Raw genomic sequence first — 17399 nt, 5'->3', positions numbered from 1 at the left:
GTCCGTGACTGTCGTCACGACCATTGCTTCGCCCGGACCGTCCCCGGTGGATGCACCCGGATCGACCGACTTCGGATCGACGTCCCTGTGCCTCAGCGGACCACCAGCGGCTTGCTCACCGACGGCACGCCGTCGCCCTTGACCTTCAGCGACCAGTCCCCCGCCGCGCCCAGCGTCACCACCGTCTCGGCGGTGCCGTTGGCCCCGGCCTTCATCTCGGCGACCCGCTTGCCCTCGGGGTTGAGCACGTACAGCGTCCGGGCCCCGGCGGTCTTGTTCGTCACCTTGAACGCGATCTTCTCGCCGGGCTCGGCGATCAGGGCGTCCACGCCGGTCATCGCGTCGTCGGTCAGCTCGATCGTCACCGAGCGGTCGTAGGCCACCTCGGCGGCGGCGCTGGCGAGGTTGCCGTCGTCGGAGACGGTGATCTTGGTCCGGACGCCGTCGCCCTGCCGGCCCGGCTTGCAGGCCACCTCGTACGTGCCGGTCTGCAGCGAGGCGCGCAGGTCACCGGTACGGCCCGCCGGCACGTCCGCGACCTCGGCGATCACCTTGGTGAAGGCGTCGCCCTCCCGGCCGTAGACGTAGACCCCGGTGGCCTGCCGGCCCCGGTTGGTAACGGTGAAGGTGACGGTGCCCGGGGTGAACAGCGTGGTGGTGACCTCGCAGCTGGTGTCGGTGGCTGTCACCGGCACCTGCTGGCCTTTCGGCGCGGGCTCGTCGTCACCGCAGGCGGTGAGCGCGGTGGCCGCGCAGAGGACGGTCAGGACGGCGGCGGTACGGCTCTTCATCGGGCTCTCCGGAGCGCAGGTCAGACGGGCTGACCGGAACGGGGCGCCGACGCACCCCGGCACACCGCCCGGGGGGCTCGGCGGAGTCAGCAGAGTCTAAGCGGGTACGGCGTCCCGGCAAGGCCCGAGGGCGACCCGATGTCCGCACCGGACCGGCCCCGGGGCGCGGCGGTCCGCGCGACCGGCATGATGGCGGGCATGCGGCTGGTCTCCCTGCTTCCCTCCGCCACCGAGATCGCGTACGCGCTCGGCCTCGGCGACGACCTGGTCGGCGTCACCTTCGAGTGCGAGGTGCCCGCCCGCCACCGGTCGGGCACCACAGTGGTCGTCGGCGGCCGGGACACCCGGGGTATGAGTCCCGGCGACATCGACGCGTACGTCCGGGCGCAGGTCGCGGCCGGTGCAGACCTCTACACGCTGCACGCCGGCGCGCTGGCCGGGCTGGACCCGGACCTGATCCTCACCCAGGACCTGTGCCGCGTCTGCGCGCTGCCCTCGGGCCGGGTCGCCGACGCCGTGGAGCACCTGGGATGCCGGGCCGACGTGCTGTCGCTCGATCCGTACACCCTGGACGACGTGCTGGAGTCGATCCGCGCGGTGGGCGCGGCGGCCCGGGTGCCGGACCGCGCGGAGGCGCTGGTCGACGGCCTGCGCGCCCGGCTCGCGGCGGTCGGCGCGGCGGTGGCGGGCCGGCCCCGGCCACGGGTCGCGGTTGTCGAATGGGTGGACCCGCCGTTCGGCGCCGGGCACTGGATCCCGGACCTCGTCGACGTCGCGGGTGGCGAACCGGTGGCCACCCATCGCGGCGCCCGGTCCACGCCTACCACCTGGGAGGCCCTGCGGGCCGCCCGCCCCGAGGTGGTGCTGGTGGCGCCGTGCGGGTTCCGTCTCGACGGCGCGGCCGAGCAGGCCGCCGCGGTGGCCGGGCATTTCCCGGACGCGCAGGTGTGGGCGCTGGACGCGGACGGGCTGATCGTGCGCGCCGGCCCGCGCCTGGTCGACGGCGCCGAGACTATAGCCGCGATCCTGCACCCCGACGCGGTCCCCCCACCCCACCCCGAAGCAGCCCGCCACATCCCCTGACCACCCACCGCCCCAGCCCCGTCGCCCCAGCCTCGTTGATCTTGCAGTTGCGGCCCGGTCAAGCCGCTCATATCGGGCGTTCGAGGGGCGCCAAGTCCATGATCGGCGCGGGACAGGGCGTCAGCGTCCTCGGCGGGCGGCGGTGGGCGGCTGGGAAGACGCGGACGCCGTCCCCGTGAGGCGGGGACGGCGTCCGTCGGTGAGCGGGGTCGGTCAGGTCATGTCGTCGTAGCGGCGCTCGATCGGCTTCGGGGCGACGATCGGCTCGGGTGCGCCGATCGGCTCGGACGCCTCGATCCGGCCGCCGGCGGGCACCGGCTCGTCCGACAGGTCAAGCGGTGACACCTCGTCGTCGGCGATGCCGGCGTAGACCTCACGCCCGCGACCGCGCCGCTTGTCGTTGATGAACGCCACCCCCACCGCCGCGAAGTAGAGCGCGCAGAGGCAGATCGCCAGCGCGGTCATGCCGAACGGGTCGGGTGTCGGCGTGACCACGGCGGAGAACGCGAAGAACACGAACACCGCCACCCGCCACCAGCTCAGCAGCCGCTTGGCGCTGGCCAGGCCGACGAAGTTGAGCATCAGCACGATCAGCGGGAACTCGAACGCCACACCGAACAGCAGGATCAGGTTCGTGACGAACGATATGTAGCGGGTCACCTCGAGGTTGGTCGCGATGTCGTCGCCGGAGATGTCGAGCAGGAACTCGAGCCCCTTGGTGGTGACGAAGAACGCCAGCACCGCGCCGGCCGCGAACAGCGGGGCCGCCAGGGCGGTGAAGACGTACGCGTACCGCCGCTCGTGGCGGTGCAGGCCGGGCGCGATGAACGCCCAGAGCTGGTAGAGCCAGATCGGCGCGGCGATGATCAGGCCCACCCAGAGGCCGATCTTGAGGTTCAGCAGGAAGACGTCGGCGACGCCGAGCTGCACGAACTTGCACTTGCCCGTCGCCGCGTCGAACGACTGCGGCAGGTCGCAGTAGGGCTTGGACAGCAGCACCCGGACCGGCTCGGCCAGCCAGATGCCGAAGCCGAAGCCGACCAGGATCGCCAGCGACGCCCGGAACAGCCGGTTGCGCAGCTCACGGATGTGCTCGATGAGCGTCATCGAGCCGTCGGCCGCGCGCGCGAAGCTGCTCGGGCCGCGCTTCTTCAACCCGAAGGCCACGGTGGTTGAGGCCCTCTCGGATCAGTTCTCGCGGACGCGCTGCACCGGGTCGGCCGGCGGGGCCACGGGCTGCTGCGGCTGCGGCGCGTACGGCTGCTGCTGGGCGTACTGCTGCTGGCCCTGGGCGTACGGCTGCTGCTGCACGTGCCCCTGCTGCGGCGGGAGCGGCTGGTAGCCGGACTGCGCGTCGGCCTTCTCGGCGAGATCGCGGTCGTCGTCGTGCAGGCTCTTGGTCTCGGCCTTGATGATCCGCAGCGAGCGGCCCAGCGAGCGGGCCGCGTCGGGGAGCCGCTTCGCGCCGAACAGCAGGATCAGCACGACCACGAGTACGGCGATGTGCCACGGCTTGAGGGCACCCATGGGAAGCTCCAGTCGCTCTGTGTCGGTGAGGGTGGGTCGTCGCCCATCGTACGTGTGTCGCAGCGGCTTGCCACCCCCGCGGGCCTGCTCGTGCGGGCCCGATCGGTGAAGTTTCGACCAACCCGAAGTGTCCCGTCAACCGTCCAGGTCCGCGCATTTCTGCGCGCAACCGCCCGGGAACGCGCAGCCGACGCTCACCGGGCCGATCGGCGTCGATCAGTCGCCGCGCTTGGCCTTGATCAACATGATCCGCTCCTGCGCGACCGCCGCCCGCTCCTGGAGCGACTCGGCCCGCGCCTGCAACTGCTCGGCGGCCGACCGCAGCGACTCGGCCTCGACCGCCCGGCGCTGCAACGCCAGCGCGGAACGGCGCAGCCCCGGCAGGCGGCTCACCACCGGACGGATCGCCAGGGCCAGTACGACCAGCGCGAACACCACGACCCCGAGCACGATCCACGTCACCACGGCGGTCAGCCTATCGGGTGCCGCCGACGGCTGCCGGGTCGGCGCTGCCGGCCGGGGTGGCGTACGCGTCGAGCGCGGCCACGGCCTGGGCGCGTACCTGCTCGGCCAGCTCGGCCGGGGCCACGACTGTGACCTCCGGGCCGAGCCCGAGCACGAACCGCCGGGCCCACCCGAGGTCGGTGACGCGCAGCGACACCAGCCACTGCTCGCCGTCGGCCTCGACCCGCTCGCACGGATAATATTCGGTGATCCACCGCTCGCCCCGGCCGATCCGCAGCGTGATCAGCGGCAGGTCCGCCGACGGGCGGAACACGCCGTCGCTGAGATCGTGCGGGCGGGCCTGCGGCGGCACCACCGCCTGCTCCGGCAGCTCGGTCACCGCGTCGATCCGGTCGGCCCGGAACAGGCGTACCCCCTCGGCGCGGCGGCACCACGCCTCCACGTACGCCCGGCCGCCGACCATCAGCATCCGCAGCGGGTCGATGGTGCGTTCGGTGGTCTCGTCCCGCGCCGGGGTGTAGTAGGTGATCCGCAGCGCCCGGCCGCGCTCGACGGCGGCGCGCAGCTCGCGTACCCGGGCGCTGTCGCCGGGCAGGCGGACCTCGACCGGCGCGCCGGCCAGGTCACCGGCGGCATTCTCGATCTTGGCGAGCGCCCGTTCGACCGCCTCCCGGTTGGCCACGCCGGGCGTCTCGGCGATCATCCGCAGCGCCACCACCAGGGCCAGGGCCTCGTCCGGGGTCAGCCGCAGCGGGCGGTCGATCCCGGCGTCGTAGGTGATGGTGACCCGGTCGCCGTCGAACGCCATGTCGATCAGGTCGCCGGGGCCGTAGCCGGGCAGCCCGCACACCCAGAGCAGTTCCAGGTCCTCCCGGAGCTGCTTCTCGGTCACTCCGAGGTCGTGCGCCGCCTCGGCGATCTCGATGCCGGGGCGGGCCAGCAGGTAGGGCACCAGGTTGAGCAGCCGGGCCAGCCGGTCGGCGGAGGCACGGCCCGCGCGGGACGCCGGGCGGGTCACCGGGCACCTCCGGTCACTGCCAGCTCGTCGTGCCGGGCGGCGACCTCCTTGAGCCGCTGGATGACCGCCTCCCGCACCTCCGGTGGCTCCAGGACCCGGACGTCCGGGCCGTACCCGACGATCTGGCCGGCCAGGTAGTCGGCGTCGGCGTACGGCAGCACCAGCCGGTCGCCGTCGGGGCCGGCCTGGCACTCGACGGCCCAGCGGCGCAGCCCGGCGGCGCGGCCCGGCGTGGCCAGCACCGTGGCCCGGCCGGTGCGTTCCACCGGCCCGGACCAGCGGGCCACATGGCTGATCAGGTCGACCCCGGCGGGCGGCTCGTAGGCGCCCGGCTCGCCGGTCGCCCGGACCGTGCCGACCACCCGCGACAGCCGGAAACAGCGGGTCGCCGCCCGGTCCAGGTCGTGGCCGACGACATACCACCGGCCGCGCCAGCAGACCACGCCCCACGGTTGCACCCGGCGGCGGGTGGGCGCGTCCCGGTCCGGCACGCGGTAGTCGAAGCTGACCTCGCGCCGGTCCCGCGCGGCGGCGGTGAGCGGCGCGAACGCCGGGTCGACGGTGACCATCGGCTCCAGGCCCAGCGTCGCCTGCGGGTCGACGTCGATGCCGGCGGCGCGCAGCTTCGCCAGCCCCGACGACGCGGCGGCGGCCAGCCCGGCGTGCTGCCACAGCCGGGCGGCGATGCCCACGGCCGCGGCCTCGTCCGGTTCGAGCGGGATGTCGGGCAGCGCGTACGCGCGCGGCGCGATCCGGTAGCCCGGCTCGGCGTCGAAGACGCTCGCCGTGCCCGTCTCCAGCGGCACGCCCAGCTCACGCAGCTCGGCCTTGTCGCGCTCGAACTTGCGCTGGAACGCCTCGTGGTCCTTGGCGTCGTCCGGGTCGTGCTCGTAGCCGGGCACGGTCGCGGCGATCTGCGCGGCGGTCAGGAAGCGTCGCGTCGACAGCAGGCAGATCACCAGGTTGACCAGGCGTTCGGTACGGGTCCGGGACACGCCCAAACGCTAGCAGCCCGCGCGTCGGGCGCGGGCACCCGCGCGGCGCGGCGCGGGGGTCTTCCCACCCGGCGGCGGGCATCGACCGGTCATAGGGTGATCGCATGGCGGAACCGGAGGTCAAGACCGAGAGCGTCGGCACTGTCGTGGTGGCCGGCGCGGCGAACCTCGCCATCGCGGTCGCCAAGCTGGTCGCGGGCCTGATCTCGGGCTCCGCGGCGATGCTCTCCGAGGCCGCCCACTCGCTCGCCGACACCACCACCGAGGTGCTGCTCTACCTGGCGCTGCGCCGCGGCGCGCGGCCCGCCGACACCCGGCACCCCTTCGGGTACGGCAAGGAGAGCTACGTCTGGGCGTTCCTCGCCGCGCTGTTCACCTTCGTGGCCGGTGCGGGCTTCGCCGTCACGCACGGCGTCACCACCATCCTGGTGCACGAGCACAGCGGCGAATACCTCGTCGCGTACGTGGTGCTGGCGGTCTCCTTCGCGATCGAGTCGGTGTCGCTGGCCCGGGCGGTCCGGCAGGTGCGCGGCGAGTCACGCCGCTGGGGCACCACCCCGCGCCGCTATCTGCGCCTGACCGCCGACACCACCGTCAAGGCCGTCTTCCTGGAGGACAGCGCCGCGCTGATCGGCCTGCTGATCGCCGCCGGCGGGCTCACCCTGTCGCACCTGACCGGCGACGAACTGTACGACGGCGTCGCCTCGATCCTCATCGGCGTACTGCTGCTGGTGGTCGCCGTCGTGCTGGCCCGCAGCAACATCTCGCTGCTGGTCGGCCGCTCCGTCTCCGACCGGCTGCACCGGCGCATCGAGCGGGAGCTGACGGACGTGCCGACGGTGGACCACGTCGACACCCTGATGACCATGTTCCTCGGTCCCGACGACATCCTCGTCGCCGCCAAGGTCGACTTCCGTGACGACGCCACCGGCGCCGACATCGAGGCCGCCGCCGACGAGGCCGAACGCCGGCTCACCGGGCACTTCCCGGAGATCGCGTACGTCTTCCTCGACCCCACCCGGTCCGGTTCGGCCGGCCGGACCGCCCGCACCACCCAGGACGAGGCGGGCCGCCCGGTCGACGACCGGAACCCCTGACCCGCCCGGGAGCCGTCCCGGCGGCGGCCGATACGGTGCACCGCATGGTGCGATGGCGGTCCGGCACGGTCACGGCGGTACGGCGACGGTGGGCCGGCGCTGTCGAACTCGACGTCGACCTGCCCGACGGCGCCCGGATGCGCGCCCTGGCCTACCCGGCCCTGGTCGGCGAGCCCGAACCCGGCGACCGGGTGCTGCTCAACGCCGGCGCGCTGCTGATGGGCCTCGGCACCGGCGGCTACGCGCTGGTCGTGGCGCTGCCCGACCGGCTGCCGCCGGACCCGCCGCAGGCCGGTGACAGCCGCGACGCCGGGCACCTGGTCAAGGCCCGCTACACGCCGCTGCAACCGATCCTGCTCGGCGTGGACGAGGAGGCGTCGCCGCACCACGACCGGCTGGCCGCCGCGGACTCGGTCGACGGCATGCCGGTGGTCACCGCCGATCTGCACTCCGCGCTGCCGGCGATCCTGGCCGGTGTACGCGCCGACGCGCCTGACGCCCGGGTCGCGTACGTGCTGACCGACGGTGGCGCGCTGCCGGCCTGGTTCTCCCGCACCCTGGCCGGGCTGTCCGGGCACCTCGCCGGCACGGTCAGCGTGGGCCAGGCGTTCGGCGGTGACCTGGAGGCGAGCACACTGCACAGCGGCCTGCTCGCCGCCCGGCACGTGCTCGACGCCGACCTGACGATCGTCGCCCAGGGGCCGGGCAACCTCGGCACCGGCACCCGCTGGGGCTTCTCCGGCGTCGCGGTCGGCGAAGCCGTGAACGCGGTCGCCACGCTGGGCGGGCGCCCGGTCGGCTCGCTGCGCATCTCCGACGCCGACGCCCGCCCCCGGCACCGTGGCGTCTCCCACCACAGCCTGACCGCGTACGGCCGGGTCGCGCTGGCCCCCGCGGAGCTGGTCGTGCCGGACGGCCTCGCCCCCGGCCTGGCCGCGGAGGTCGCCGCGGCGCTGACGCCGCTGGCCGACCGGCACCGCATCGTCACGGTGCCTGCCGACGGCCTCGACGCGGCGCTGCGGGCCACCCCGGTCGGCCTGTCCACGATGGGCCGGGGCCTGGACGCCGACCACGCCTACTTCCTGGCCGCCGCCGCCGCCGGCCGGTACGCGGCCCGCCTGCTCGGCTGAGCCGCGCCGCCGTCAGATCGCCAGGTAACCGTTCGCGACGAGGTGGTCGGCGGCTCGCGCGTACGCCTCGGGATCCCGCGGCGTCCAGGTGCCCAGACCGTCGACGTAGCGGTTGAACATGCAGAACGCGGCGGCGATCAGCACCGTGTCGTGGATCTCCAGGTCGGTGGCGCCCTCCGCGCGGGCCGCCTCGACCAGTTCGGTGGTGACCTCCCGGCCGCTGCGGCGCACCGCGGCGGCGATGTGCAGCAGTGCCCGCAGCCTGGCGTCGACCGGGGCCGTGCCGACGTCCGCGCGCACCTGGTCGACCAACGGCATCCCGGCGGGCAGCTGCGCGGCCGCGAACGCCGCGTGCGACGAGCAGCAGAAGTCGCAGTCGTTGAGGCCGGAGACGTACGCCGCGATCAGCTCCCGCTCGCCCGGCGTCAGCGTGGGATGCGGCGCGCGCAGCAGCACCTCCGCCAGCTCGCCCAGCGGCTTCGCCGTCTCCGGCCGGAACCGCAGCGGCCCTCGGATACCCGGATGTGCCTTCTCGTCCAGCCCGAGATCGATGTGTGCGATGACGTCACGCTCCCTGTCCGTGCCGGCGGTGCCGGCGGCCTCGCCGTCCAGAGTGCCGTCACCGCCGGCGCCGGAGAAGACGCCGGAGACAGGTCAGCATGATGGAAGAACCAGGGCCCTGCCCGGCCTCCCCATACTTGCCGGGTACCCGACTCCGGCCCCACCACTCCCCACTGACAGGCGTCGTTCCCGGCTGCCCGGGGAACGCGTGCGGCCGCCGTTTAGGAGGCCCCTCATGGCACTGCGACAGTTCCCGGACGCGACCCCCGACGCCGGGATCTCCCCCCATCGCCCCCGGCACCGGCTGCGACTCGCCCTGGTCAGCGCGGCAGCCGGCGTGCTGCTGGCCGTCCTGTGGTCGTTCGAGCTGGTCGACAAGGTCATCGGCGACAACGTCGCGAACACCGTGCTGGGCCACGACGCCAAGGAGACCGCCATCACCGGCACCGTCGCCGGATTGCTCTTCGCCTTCGTCTCCGGCTTCGCCGGGACCTTCACCGCCTGCAACATCGCCGTCGCGGCCTCGGTCGGGCCGATGAGCCAGGTCTCCGGCGCCGACCCGGCCGGTGGCACCCGGCCGGCGCTGCGTGCCCTGCTGCGCCCGGTCGGCTGGCTGACCCTCGGCATGGTCGCCGTCTCGGCGAGCTACGGCGTCGTCGGCGTGCTGGCCGGCGACCGGCTGCCCCAGCTGTCCACCGACGTGGTCGGCGGCGTCCCGGTACGCCTCATCCAGTCGTCGGTCGTCTTCGGCGTCATCGGACTCGCCCTGACCTACCTCGGACTCGCCGCGCTCAAGCTGGTGCCGGACGTCTTCGCGCACCGGCCCGTCGCCCGGGTGGTGACGATCGGCGCGCTTGTCGGCGGTTTCCTCGTCGGCCGGCCCTACCCGATGTTCAACAAGCTGTTCCACTGGGCCGTCGACACCGGCAACCCGCTCTACGGAGCGCTGGCGTTCACGCTCCAGTCGCTGGGCAACATCGTGCTCGTCACAGTCGTCTTCGCGGTCGCCGTGGCGATCAGCCGGGGACGCTTCCTCGCATGGGGGGCCGACCCCCGCCGCGCCGCCGTGGTCACCGGAGCGCTGCTCGTCGCGCTCGGCGTCTTCACAGTCGTCTACTGGGACGTGCGGGTGCCTGCGCTGTTCGGCTTCGGCTGGTTCCCCCGGATGCCGTACAACTGACCGGCCCGGAACTCAGCCGAGGAACAGGATCAGCCCGAGCCAGGCGCCCACGATCAGCACCAGCGCCGCCGCCAGCACCCAGGTCGGCACCGTGTAGTCGCCGCGCCTGTTGCGCTCGATCTCGGCGCGGATCTTCTCCCGCCGACGGTCGATCCAGTTGAGCTTCTCGGTGCCGTCACGGTCCGAGGACGTCTCGCGGCCGGACCCACCGGCGGATTCGGAAGTGTTCATCGCGACGCCAGCGTACCTGTGGACGGGCGGCCGGTGCCGGGCACCGGCCGCCCGCACGATCACATGCTGGCGATCAGCCGCTCCACCCGCTCGTCGTAGGCCCGGAACGGGTCCTTGCACAGCACCGTGCGCTGCGCCTGGTCGTTCAGCTTCAGGTGCACCCAGTCCACGGTGAAGTCGCGCCGCTTCTCCTGGGCGTGGCGGATGAACTCGCCGCGCAGCCGCGCCCGGGTCGTCTGCGGCGGCGTCTCCTTCGCCTCGAAGATCTCCGGGTCGGTGGCCACCCGGTCCACCTCACGACGGCGCTCCAGCAGCCCGTACAGGCCGCGCCCGCGCCGCAGGTCGTGGTAGGCCAGGTCCATCTGCGCCACCCGCGGGTGCGACAGCGGCAGGTCGTGCTTGCGCTGGTAACGCTCGATCAGCTTCAGCTTGGTGACCCAGTCGATCTCGCGGGCCACCGGGTCCAGGTCGCCGGTCTCGACCGCGCGCAGCACCCGGCCCCACAGGTCGACCACCCGCTTCGCGGTCTGGTCGCCGCCCCGGCGCTCCACGAACTCCGTCGCCTTGGCCAGGTATTCCTGCTGGATCTCCAGCGCCGAGACCTCCTTGCCGGAGGCCAGCCGCACCTTGCGCCGGCCGGTGATGTCGTGCGACACCTCGCGGATGGCCCGGATCGGGTTCTCCAGCGTCAGGTCCCGCATCACCACGCCGGCCTCGATCATCCGCAGCACGATGTCGGCGGTGCCGACCTTCAGCAGCGTGGTGACCTCGTTCATGTTCGAGTCACCGACGATCACGTGCAGCCGGCGGTAGCGCTCGGCGTCCGCGTGCGGCTCGTCGCGGGTGTTGATGATCGGCCGGCTGCGGGTGGTCGCCGACGAGACACCCTCCCAGATGTGCTCGGCCCGCTGGGACAGGCAGTAGACAGCGCCGCGCGGCGTCTGCAGCACCTTGCCCGCGCCGCAGATCAACTGCCGGGTGACCAGGAACGGGATGAGCACGTCGGCGAGCCGGCCGAACTCGCCGTGCCGGGACACCAGATAGTTCTCGTGGCAGCCGTACGAGTTGCCGGCCGAGTCGGTGTTGTTCTTGAACAGGTAGATCTCGCCCGCGATGCCCTCGTCGTGCAGCCGCTTCTCCGCGTCGACGAGCAGGCCCTCCAGGATCCGCTCACCGGCCCGGTCGTGTGCCACCAGGTCGGTCACCGAGTCGCACTCCGGAGTCGCGTACTCCGGGTGCGAACCGACGTCGAGATAGAGGCGGGCGCCGTTGCGCAGGAACACGTTGCTCGACCGGCCCCACGACACCACCCGCCGGAACAGGTACCGCGCGACCTCGTCGGGGGACAGTCGGCGTTGCCCGCGATAGGTGCAGGTGACGCCGTACTCGGTTTCGAGGCCGAAGATTCGCCGCTCCATGATGAGACATTAGCCGCCCGGAGCCTCCGATGGGCAGCGCCGACGCTCGCCGCTTGCGATCTCCCCCGCGCAGATCGGCGAGGTGGCGGCATCCGTACGCGAAAAACCCCGCCACCTCGGCGAGGTGGCGGGGTCCGCGACGGTCGTCACTCGGCGGGCTTGTCCTCCGCGTTGCCCTCCAGATCGGCCGAACCCGCCGACGTGGTCGGCTTCTTCGCCTCCTCCGTCGGCACGGTCGGCGTCTTCGCCCGGCCCGGCGCGGGCGCGGTGTCGGCCTCGGCGTCGCCCTCCAGCAGCGCGGTGAGCGCCGCGCCGGTCACCCGCCGGAACGTACGCCCCACCCGGCGCCGGTCCAGGACCGCCACCTCCAGCTGGTTCGCGGCGATCGTGCGGGACGCCCCGCCCTCGCCGCCGACGCTGCTCAGCGCCTTCATGGCGGCGCGGACCGCCTCCGACAGCGACATCTCCGGCCGGTGCTCGTTCTTCAGCACCCCGCTGATCGCCTCGGCCTGTCCGCCCATCGCCATCCGGCCCGGCTCGTCGTTCACCGAGCCGTCGTAGGTCACCCGGTAGAGGGAGTCGTCCTCGGCGGTGGCGCCCACCTCGGCCACACAGATCTCCACCTCGAACGGCTTCGACTGCTCGGTGAAGATCGCGCCCAGCGTCTGCGCGTACGCGTTGGCGAGCGCCAGGCCGGTCACGTCCCGGCGGTCGTAGCTGAGCCCGTTGAGGTCGGCCATCCGCACGCCCGCGCGGCGCAGGTTCTCGAACTCGTTGTACCGGCCGACAGCGGCGAAGCCGATCCGGTCGTAGATCTCGCTGACCTTGTGCAGCGTGCTGGACAGGTTCTCGGCGACGAAGAGCACCCCGCCCTCGTAGCTCAGGACCACCGCGCTGCGGCCCCGGGCGATGCCCTTGCGGGCCAGCTCGGAGCGGTCGCGCATGATCTGCTCGGGCGAGGCGTAGAACTGCATGGCCACGGCGGCGGTTCTCCTTCTGCGGGACTGCTGACTCGGTGGACGGTGGGAGGGGCCTCAGCCGCCGGGGTTCTCCATCCGGCCGGACACCACGCTCTCCGCGATCGCCGCCGTCTCGGCGTCGGTGAGCCGGTGGGTGCCCTCGGCGGTCGCGGTCATCACGACCGGGTAGATCCGCCGGGTCAGGTCGGGGCCGCCGGTGGCGGTGTCGTCGTCCGCCGCGTCGTAGAGCGCCTCGACCGCCAGCCGCGTCGCGTCCTGGACCGACAGGCCGGCCCGGAACCGCTTCTTCAGGGCGGACTTGGCGAACAGCGAACCGGAGCCGATGGCGTCGTAACCGGTCTCCTCGTACGGGCCGCCGGTCACGTCGAAGCTGAAGATCCGCCCGGCCCGCTGCGGGTCGCTCGCGGCCAGGTCGAAGCCGGCGAACAGCGGGATCACGGCGAGGCCCTGCATGGCCGCGCCCAGGTTGCCGCGGATCATCGACGCCAGGCGGTTGGCCTTGCCGTCGAGCGAGAGCATCGCGCCCTCGATCTTCTCGTAGTGCTCCAGCTCCACCTGGAACAGTCGCATCAGCTCGATGCCGATGCCGGCGGTGCCCGCGATGCCGACGAGCGAGTACGCGTCGGCCGGGTGCACCTTCTCGATGTCGCGCTGGGCGATCAGGTTGCCCATCGTGGCGCGCCGGTCGCCGGCCATGACCACACCACCGGCGGCCGAGATGGCCACGATGGTGGTCGCGTGCGGCGCCATGTCGGCGGCCATGCCGGGCGGCAGCGGCCGACGGCCGGGCAGCATCTCGGGGGCCACCTTGCTCAGGAACGCTGTGAAGGAGGACGTCCCCGCGTTGGTGAACACATCTGGAAGACGCCCGGATGGATCAAAACCCGCTGCCACGTGGTTCCTCTCAGGTACGTGATCGCCCCGGCCGGCCCCACGGGAGCGTCCCGGGACCGGCCAAGACCACCGTTGCAGTTGAAGCAGATTATCCCGCGCACCCGTCCGGTGCGATCATCGTGGTGCCGGCGGTCGACGGCCTGCCCTTCGCCCTGACGGGCGAAACAGACATATGCCTCACTGGCCGCCCTTTTGTACATATCCTCGGACGAACTCCTCGGCGTTCTCCTCCAGGACGGAGTCGATCTCGTCGAGCAGGTCGTCCACGTCCTCGGTGATCTCGGCGTGCCGCTCGGCCACCTCGGGGTTGGCCTCCGCGGTGACCTCCTCGACCTCCTCGCGGGACTTGCCGGACTGGGTCTGCCCACCCTCTTGCGTCGCCATGGTGGTGCCTCCTCCACGATCGCCTGCGATCAACTTACCTCGCGGGAGCGACGAAAGGCCCGTCGCGTGCCCGTTTCCGGCACCCGGCGGGCCTTCCGGCATCGGGGTCACCCGCCGGTGAGCGTCTCCAGCAGATCCTTCGCGCTCTCGCACCGGTCGAACAGCTCGCCGACGTGCGCGCGGGTGCCCCGCTCGGGCTCCATCATCGGCACCCGGACCAGCGACTCCCGGCCCACGTCGAAGATGACCGAGTCCCAGCTCGCGGCGACTACCTCGGAGGCGTACCGGTCCAGGCAGCGGCCCCGGAAGTAGGCCCGCGTGTCCTCCGGCGGCTCGGTCATCGCGGTGCGCGTCTGCTCGTCGGTGAGCAGCGTCTTCATCGAGCCGCGCTGCACCAGCCGGTGATAGAGGCCCTTCTCCGGCCGCACGTCGGAGTACTGGAGGTCGACCAGTTGCAGCTTGTGCGAGCCCCAGGCGAGCTTCTCCCGCTCCCGGTAGCCCTCCAGCAGCCGCAGCTTGGCCACCCAGTCCAGCTCGTCGGCGCACTCGAACGCGTCCCGGCCCAGCCGGTCCAGCACGCTCTCCCAGCGGCGCAGCACGTCGGCCGTCTGCGCGTCCACGTCCTTGCCCTGGCGGTCGTCCACGAAGGAGCTCACCCGCTCCAGGTACGCCCACTGCACGTCCAGCGCGGTGAGCCTGCGGCCGTCGCGCATCCGCATCAGGTGCTTGAGCGACGGATCGTGGCTGACCGCGCGCAGCTCGGCCACCGGGTCGGCGATGCCCAGGTCCGCGCCGAGCGCCTTCTCCTCGATCATGGCGAGGATCAGCGAGGTGGTGCCGACCTTGAGGAACGTGGAGATCTCGGAGAGGTTGGCGTCGCCGATGATGACGTGCAGCCGGCGGTACTTGTCGGCGTCGGCGTGCGGCTCGTCGCGGGTGTTGATGATGGGCCGCTTGAGCGTCGTCTCCAGTCCCACCTCGACCTCGAAGAAGTCGGCCCGCTGGGAGATCTGGAAACCGCTCTGGCCGCCGTCCTGGCCGATGCCGACCCGCCCGGCGCCGCAGACGATCTGCCGGGTGACGAAGAACGGCGTCAGGTACGCCACGATGTCGGCGAACGGCGTCTGCCGGCGCATCAGGTAGTTCTCGTGCGCTCCGTAGCTCGCGCCCTTGTTGTCGGTGTTGTTCTTGTACAGGTGGATCGGGTGGGTGCCCGGGATGGTCGCGGCGCGGCGGGACGCCTCGGCCATCACCCGCTCCCCCGCCTTGTCCCACCGCACCACGTCGAGGGGGTTTGTGACCTCGGGTGTGGAGTACTCCGGGTGCGCGTGGTCGACGTAGAGGCGGGCGCCGTTGGTGAGTATGACGTTGGCGAGCCCGAGATCCTCGTCGGCGAGCGCCTCGGCCGGGTCGTACGCGGCGCCGGAGTAGGTGAACCCCCGGGCGTCGCGCAGTGGCGACTCCTCCTCGTAGTCCCAGCGGGCCCGGCCGCCCCGGTTGAGTTCCGGCCGCGCCCCGTAGGCGTTGACCACCTGGGAGGAGGTGACCATCGGGTTGGCTCCGGCCTGACCGGGCACGGAGATGCCGTACTCGACCTCGGTGCCCATGATCCGTCTAACGCTCATCGACCTGCCCGCTCCGCTCGCCGTCCCGGTCCCCGTCACGTCGAGCGTAGTCGGCGTGACGCGCCGAGGGGGCGTGGCGGCAGCGCCGGGTCCGGTGTGGCGGCTTCCCCGGGTACGCGCGAAGGCCCGTGGCGCGTACGCCACGGGCCTTCGTCGAGGGGGTCGGACTACAGGTACTGGCCGGTGTTGCTGGCGGTCTCGATGGACCGTCCGGCCTCGGCGCCCTTGCCGCCGGAGACGAGCGTGCGGATGTAGACGATCCGCTCGCCCTTCTTACCGGAGATGCGGGCCCAGTCGTCGGGGTTGGTGGTGTTGGGCAGGTCCTCGTTCTCGCGGAACTCGTCGACGCAGGCGTCGAGCAGGTGCTGCAGGCGCAGACCCTTGCGGCCGGAGGTGAGGAACTCCTTGATGGCCATCTTCTTGCCCCGGTCGACGATGTTCTGGATCATCGCGCCGGAGTTGAAGTCCTTGAAGTAGAGGACTTCCTTGTCACCGTTGGCGTAGGTGACCTCGAGGAACCGGTTCTCCTCGGTCTCGGAGTACATCCGCAGGACCACCGCGTCGATCATCGCCGCGACCGTGGCCTGGGCGTCGCCGCCGTGTTCGGCCAGGTCGTCGGCGTGCAGCGGCAGGCCGGCGAGGATGTACTTGGAGAAGATGTCCTTCGCCGCCTCGGCGTCCGGCCGCTCGATCTTGATCTTCACGTCGAGCCGGCCGGGGCGCAGGATCGCCGGGTCGATCATGTCTTCCCGGTTGGAGGCGCCGATGACGATGACGTTCTCCAGGCCCTCGACGCCGTCGATCTCGCTGAGCAGCTGCGGGACGATGGTGTTCTCCACGTCGGAGGAGACGCCGGAGCCGCGGGTGCGGAACACCGAGTCCATCTCGTCGAAGAACACGATCACCGGAGTGCCCTCACCGGCCTTCTCCCGTGCCCGCTGGAAGATCAGCCGGATGTGCCGCTCGGTCTCGCCGACGTACTTGTTGAGCAGCTCAGGGCCTTTGATGTTGAGGAAGAAGCTGGTGTGCCGATCCTTGCCCTCCCGCTCGGCGATCTTCTTGGCCAGCGAGTTCGCCACCGCCTTGGCGATGAGCGTCTTGCCGCAGCCGGGCGGGCCGTAGAGCAGGATGCCCTTCGGCGGCCGGAGCTGATGCTCGCGGAACAGGTCGGAGTGCAGGAAGGGCAGTTCCACCGCGTCGCGGATCTGCTCGATCTGCGCCTGGAGGCCACCGATGTCCTCGTAGTCGACGTCGGGCACCTCCTCCAGGACCAGCTCCTCGACCTCGCTCTTCGGGATCCGCTCGTACGCGTACGCCGAGCGGGGCTCGATCATGAGCGAGTCGCCGGCCCGGATCGCGCTGCCGATCAGGGTCTCGGCGAGGTGCACGATGCGCTCCTCGTCGGAGTGCGAGACCACGAGTGCCCGGTCACCCGGAGCGCCCTCGGGGCCTGCCAGGATCTCCTTGAGCATCACCACCTCGCCGACCCGCTCGTAGCCGAACGCGTCGACGATGTTGAGCGCGTCGTTGAGCAGGACCTCCTGGCCCCGGCGCAGCTCGTCGACCTCCAGCGAGGGCGAGACGGCCACCCGGAGCTTGCGCCCGCCGGTGAACACGTCCACCGTGCCGTCGTCGTGCTTGGCCAGGAAGACGCCGTAGCCACTCGGCGGCTGGGCGAGCCGGTCGATCTCCTCCTTGAGCGTCACGATCTGCGCGCGAGCCTCCTTGAGGGTGCTCACGAGCCGCTCGTTGTTCTCGGTCAGCCGCGCCAACTGTGCCTGGGTGGCCGCCAGCCGCTCTTCGAGCTGCCGGACGTGTCGAGGGCTTTCGGTCAACTTGCGCCGCACCAGAGCGAGTTCCTCTTGCAGGAACGCGACCTGCGTGGAGAGATCGTGGGCTTCCTTTTCCCACCGTGCGGCGCGCGAGTCCGCGTCGTCGCTGCGTGCCACGTCCCACCTCCCCGGGGGGCTTGAACGTTCTGACCTAACACTAGCCGCTATGAGCCCGATTCGGTCCACAG

At 72.0% G+C, this 17399-nt stretch carries 19 protein-coding genes; 4 read left to right on the top strand and 15 right to left on the bottom strand.

Annotated elements, in window-relative coordinates:
- Nucleotides 1-92: 92 nt before the first annotated feature.
- Complete coding sequence (locus MICAU_RS14740; protein WP_013286121.1) at nt 93-791, bottom strand: hypothetical protein; 699 nt, start codon at nt 789-791, stop codon at nt 93-95.
- Nucleotides 792-929: 138 nt separating this feature from the next.
- Here MICAU_RS14740 and MICAU_RS14735 point away from each other — a divergent pair, with 138 nt between their 5' ends.
- Complete coding sequence (locus MICAU_RS14735; RefSeq protein ID WP_013286120.1) at nt 930-1874, top strand: ABC transporter substrate-binding protein; 945 nt, start codon at nt 930-932, stop codon at nt 1872-1874.
- Between the two features lie 213 nt (nt 1875-2087).
- Here the strand turns inward: MICAU_RS14735 and tatC are convergent, their stop codons facing one another.
- The 5 genes from tatC to MICAU_RS14710 all read right to left on the bottom strand — a co-directional run bounded on the left by tatC (nt 2088) and on the right by MICAU_RS14710 (nt 5879).
- Nucleotides 2088-3041, bottom strand: coding sequence for a twin-arginine translocase subunit TatC (gene tatC, locus MICAU_RS14730; protein ID WP_013286119.1), 954 nt, complete (start codon nt 3039-3041; stop codon nt 2088-2090).
- Nucleotides 3042-3062: 21 nt separating this feature from the next.
- Nucleotides 3063-3401: a Sec-independent protein translocase subunit TatA gene (gene tatA / locus MICAU_RS14725; RefSeq protein WP_013286118.1), complete on the bottom strand. Its 339-nt coding sequence runs from the start codon at nt 3399-3401 to the stop codon at nt 3063-3065.
- 216 nt (nt 3402-3617) lie between these two features.
- Nucleotides 3618-3866, bottom strand: a complete 249-nt coding sequence (locus MICAU_RS14720) for a hypothetical protein (protein WP_013286117.1) — start codon at nt 3864-3866, stop codon at nt 3618-3620.
- A 10-nt stretch (nt 3867-3876) separates the two neighbouring features.
- Nucleotides 3877-4884 carry a helix-turn-helix transcriptional regulator gene (locus tag MICAU_RS14715; protein WP_013286116.1) on the bottom strand — a complete coding sequence of 336 codons (1008 nt, stop codon included), beginning with the start codon at nt 4882-4884 and terminating at the stop codon, nt 3877-3879.
- Nucleotides 4881-5879: a helix-turn-helix transcriptional regulator gene (locus tag MICAU_RS14710; protein ID WP_013286115.1), complete on the bottom strand. Its 999-nt coding sequence runs from the start codon at nt 5877-5879 to the stop codon at nt 4881-4883. The genes MICAU_RS14715 and MICAU_RS14710 overlap by 4 nt, the downstream gene beginning before the upstream one ends.
- Before the next feature lie 104 nt (nt 5880-5983).
- Between MICAU_RS14710 and MICAU_RS14705 the strand changes: the two genes are divergently transcribed.
- Both MICAU_RS14705 and MICAU_RS14700 read left to right on the top strand, forming a co-directional pair.
- Nucleotides 5984-6976 (top strand): cation diffusion facilitator family transporter, encoded by a 993-nt coding sequence (locus MICAU_RS14705; protein ID WP_013286114.1) that lies wholly within the window; start codon nt 5984-5986, stop codon nt 6974-6976.
- 44 nt (nt 6977-7020) lie between these two features.
- Nucleotides 7021-8106, top strand: a complete 1086-nt coding sequence (locus tag MICAU_RS14700; protein ID WP_013286113.1) for a DUF3866 family protein — start codon at nt 7021-7023, stop codon at nt 8104-8106.
- A 12-nt stretch (nt 8107-8118) separates the two neighbouring features.
- On the opposite strand, the gene MICAU_RS14695 is transcribed toward MICAU_RS14700, so the two are convergent.
- Entirely contained in the window at nt 8119-8667 is a 549-nt protein-coding gene (locus MICAU_RS14695; protein ID WP_013286112.1) for a carboxymuconolactone decarboxylase family protein, read from the bottom strand.
- 235 nt (nt 8668-8902) lie between these two features.
- Here MICAU_RS14695 and MICAU_RS14690 point away from each other — a divergent pair, with 235 nt between their 5' ends.
- Nucleotides 8903-9847 (top strand): hypothetical protein, encoded by a 945-nt coding sequence (locus MICAU_RS14690; protein ID WP_013286111.1) that lies wholly within the window; start codon nt 8903-8905, stop codon nt 9845-9847.
- 12 nt (nt 9848-9859) lie between these two features.
- Here the strand turns inward: MICAU_RS14690 and MICAU_RS14685 are convergent, their stop codons facing one another.
- From MICAU_RS14685 to arc, 8 genes are all read right to left on the bottom strand, one after another.
- On the bottom strand, nt 9860-10078 hold the full coding sequence (locus tag MICAU_RS14685) for a hypothetical protein (protein ID WP_013286110.1): 219 nt from the start codon (nt 10076-10078) through the stop codon (nt 9860-9862).
- Nucleotides 10079-10137: 59 nt separating this feature from the next.
- Nucleotides 10138-11496 carry a Pup--protein ligase gene (gene pafA / locus MICAU_RS14680; protein WP_013286109.1) on the bottom strand — a complete coding sequence of 453 codons (1359 nt, stop codon included), beginning with the start codon at nt 11494-11496 and terminating at the stop codon, nt 10138-10140.
- Between the two features lie 146 nt (nt 11497-11642).
- Nucleotides 11643-12476 (bottom strand): proteasome subunit alpha, encoded by an 834-nt coding sequence (gene prcA / locus MICAU_RS14675; protein ID WP_013286108.1) that lies wholly within the window; start codon nt 12474-12476, stop codon nt 11643-11645.
- 54 nt (nt 12477-12530) lie between these two features.
- On the bottom strand, nt 12531-13370 hold the full coding sequence (prcB, locus tag MICAU_RS14670) for a proteasome subunit beta (protein WP_013476948.1): 840 nt from the start codon (nt 13368-13370) through the stop codon (nt 12531-12533).
- On the bottom strand, nt 13289-13570 hold the full coding sequence (locus MICAU_RS31980; RefSeq protein WP_083791332.1) for an endonuclease domain-containing protein: 282 nt from the start codon (nt 13568-13570) through the stop codon (nt 13289-13291). Before MICAU_RS31980 ends, prcB begins: the two co-directional genes overlap by 82 nt.
- A complete protein-coding gene (locus MICAU_RS14660; protein WP_013286106.1) occupies nt 13548-13754 on the bottom strand; it encodes a ubiquitin-like protein Pup in 207 nt (68 codons plus the stop codon). The genes MICAU_RS31980 and MICAU_RS14660 overlap by 23 nt, the downstream gene beginning before the upstream one ends.
- A 107-nt stretch (nt 13755-13861) precedes the next feature.
- The gene (dop, locus tag MICAU_RS14655) at nt 13862-15379 is read right to left on the bottom strand and encodes a depupylase/deamidase Dop (protein ID WP_013286105.1); all 1518 of its coding nucleotides are present in this window, start codon (nt 15377-15379) and stop codon (nt 13862-13864) included.
- A gap of 167 nt (nt 15380-15546) precedes the next feature.
- On the bottom strand, nt 15547-17328 hold the full coding sequence (gene arc, locus MICAU_RS14650) for a proteasome ATPase (RefSeq protein WP_013286104.1): 1782 nt from the start codon (nt 17326-17328) through the stop codon (nt 15547-15549).
- Between the last annotated feature and the right edge of the window lie 71 nt (nt 17329-17399).

Origin of the sequence: Micromonospora aurantiaca ATCC 27029, from assembly GCF_000145235.1 — a bacterium.
In the GTDB taxonomy this organism is placed as follows: domain Bacteria; phylum Actinomycetota; class Actinomycetes; order Mycobacteriales; family Micromonosporaceae; genus Micromonospora; species Micromonospora aurantiaca.
The sequence above is the reverse complement of the archived record's forward strand: the minus strand, read 5'-3'. Positions and strand labels throughout refer to the sequence as shown.

Excerpts from the sequence above, each read along its gene's own strand:
- MICAU_RS14740 (WP_013286121.1), bottom strand. The coding sequence starts at position 791 with ATGAAGAGCCGTACCGCCGCCGTCCTGACCGTCCTCTGCGCGGCCACC.
- MICAU_RS14735 (WP_013286120.1), top strand. The coding sequence starts at position 930 with ATGTCCGCACCGGACCGGCCCCGGGGCGCGGCGGTCCGCGCGACCGGC.
- tatA (WP_013286118.1), bottom strand. The coding sequence starts at position 3,401 with ATGGGTGCCCTCAAGCCGTGGCACATCGCCGTACTCGTGGTCGTGCTG.
- MICAU_RS14705 (WP_013286114.1), top strand. The coding sequence starts at position 5,984 with ATGGCGGAACCGGAGGTCAAGACCGAGAGCGTCGGCACTGTCGTGGTG.
- MICAU_RS14700 (WP_013286113.1), top strand. The coding sequence starts at position 7,021 with ATGGTGCGATGGCGGTCCGGCACGGTCACGGCGGTACGGCGACGGTGG.
- MICAU_RS14690 (WP_013286111.1), top strand. The coding sequence starts at position 8,903 with ATGGCACTGCGACAGTTCCCGGACGCGACCCCCGACGCCGGGATCTCC.
- MICAU_RS14685 (WP_013286110.1), bottom strand. The coding sequence starts at position 10,078 with ATGAACACTTCCGAATCCGCCGGTGGGTCCGGCCGCGAGACGTCCTCG.
- pafA (WP_013286109.1), bottom strand. The coding sequence starts at position 11,496 with ATGGAGCGGCGAATCTTCGGCCTCGAAACCGAGTACGGCGTCACCTGC.
- MICAU_RS31980 (WP_083791332.1), bottom strand. The coding sequence starts at position 13,570 with ATGTACAAAAGGGCGGCCAGTGAGGCATATGTCTGTTTCGCCCGTCAG.
- MICAU_RS14660 (WP_013286106.1), bottom strand. The coding sequence starts at position 13,754 with ATGGCGACGCAAGAGGGTGGGCAGACCCAGTCCGGCAAGTCCCGCGAG.
- dop (WP_013286105.1), bottom strand. The coding sequence starts at position 15,379 with ATGAGCGTTAGACGGATCATGGGCACCGAGGTCGAGTACGGCATCTCC.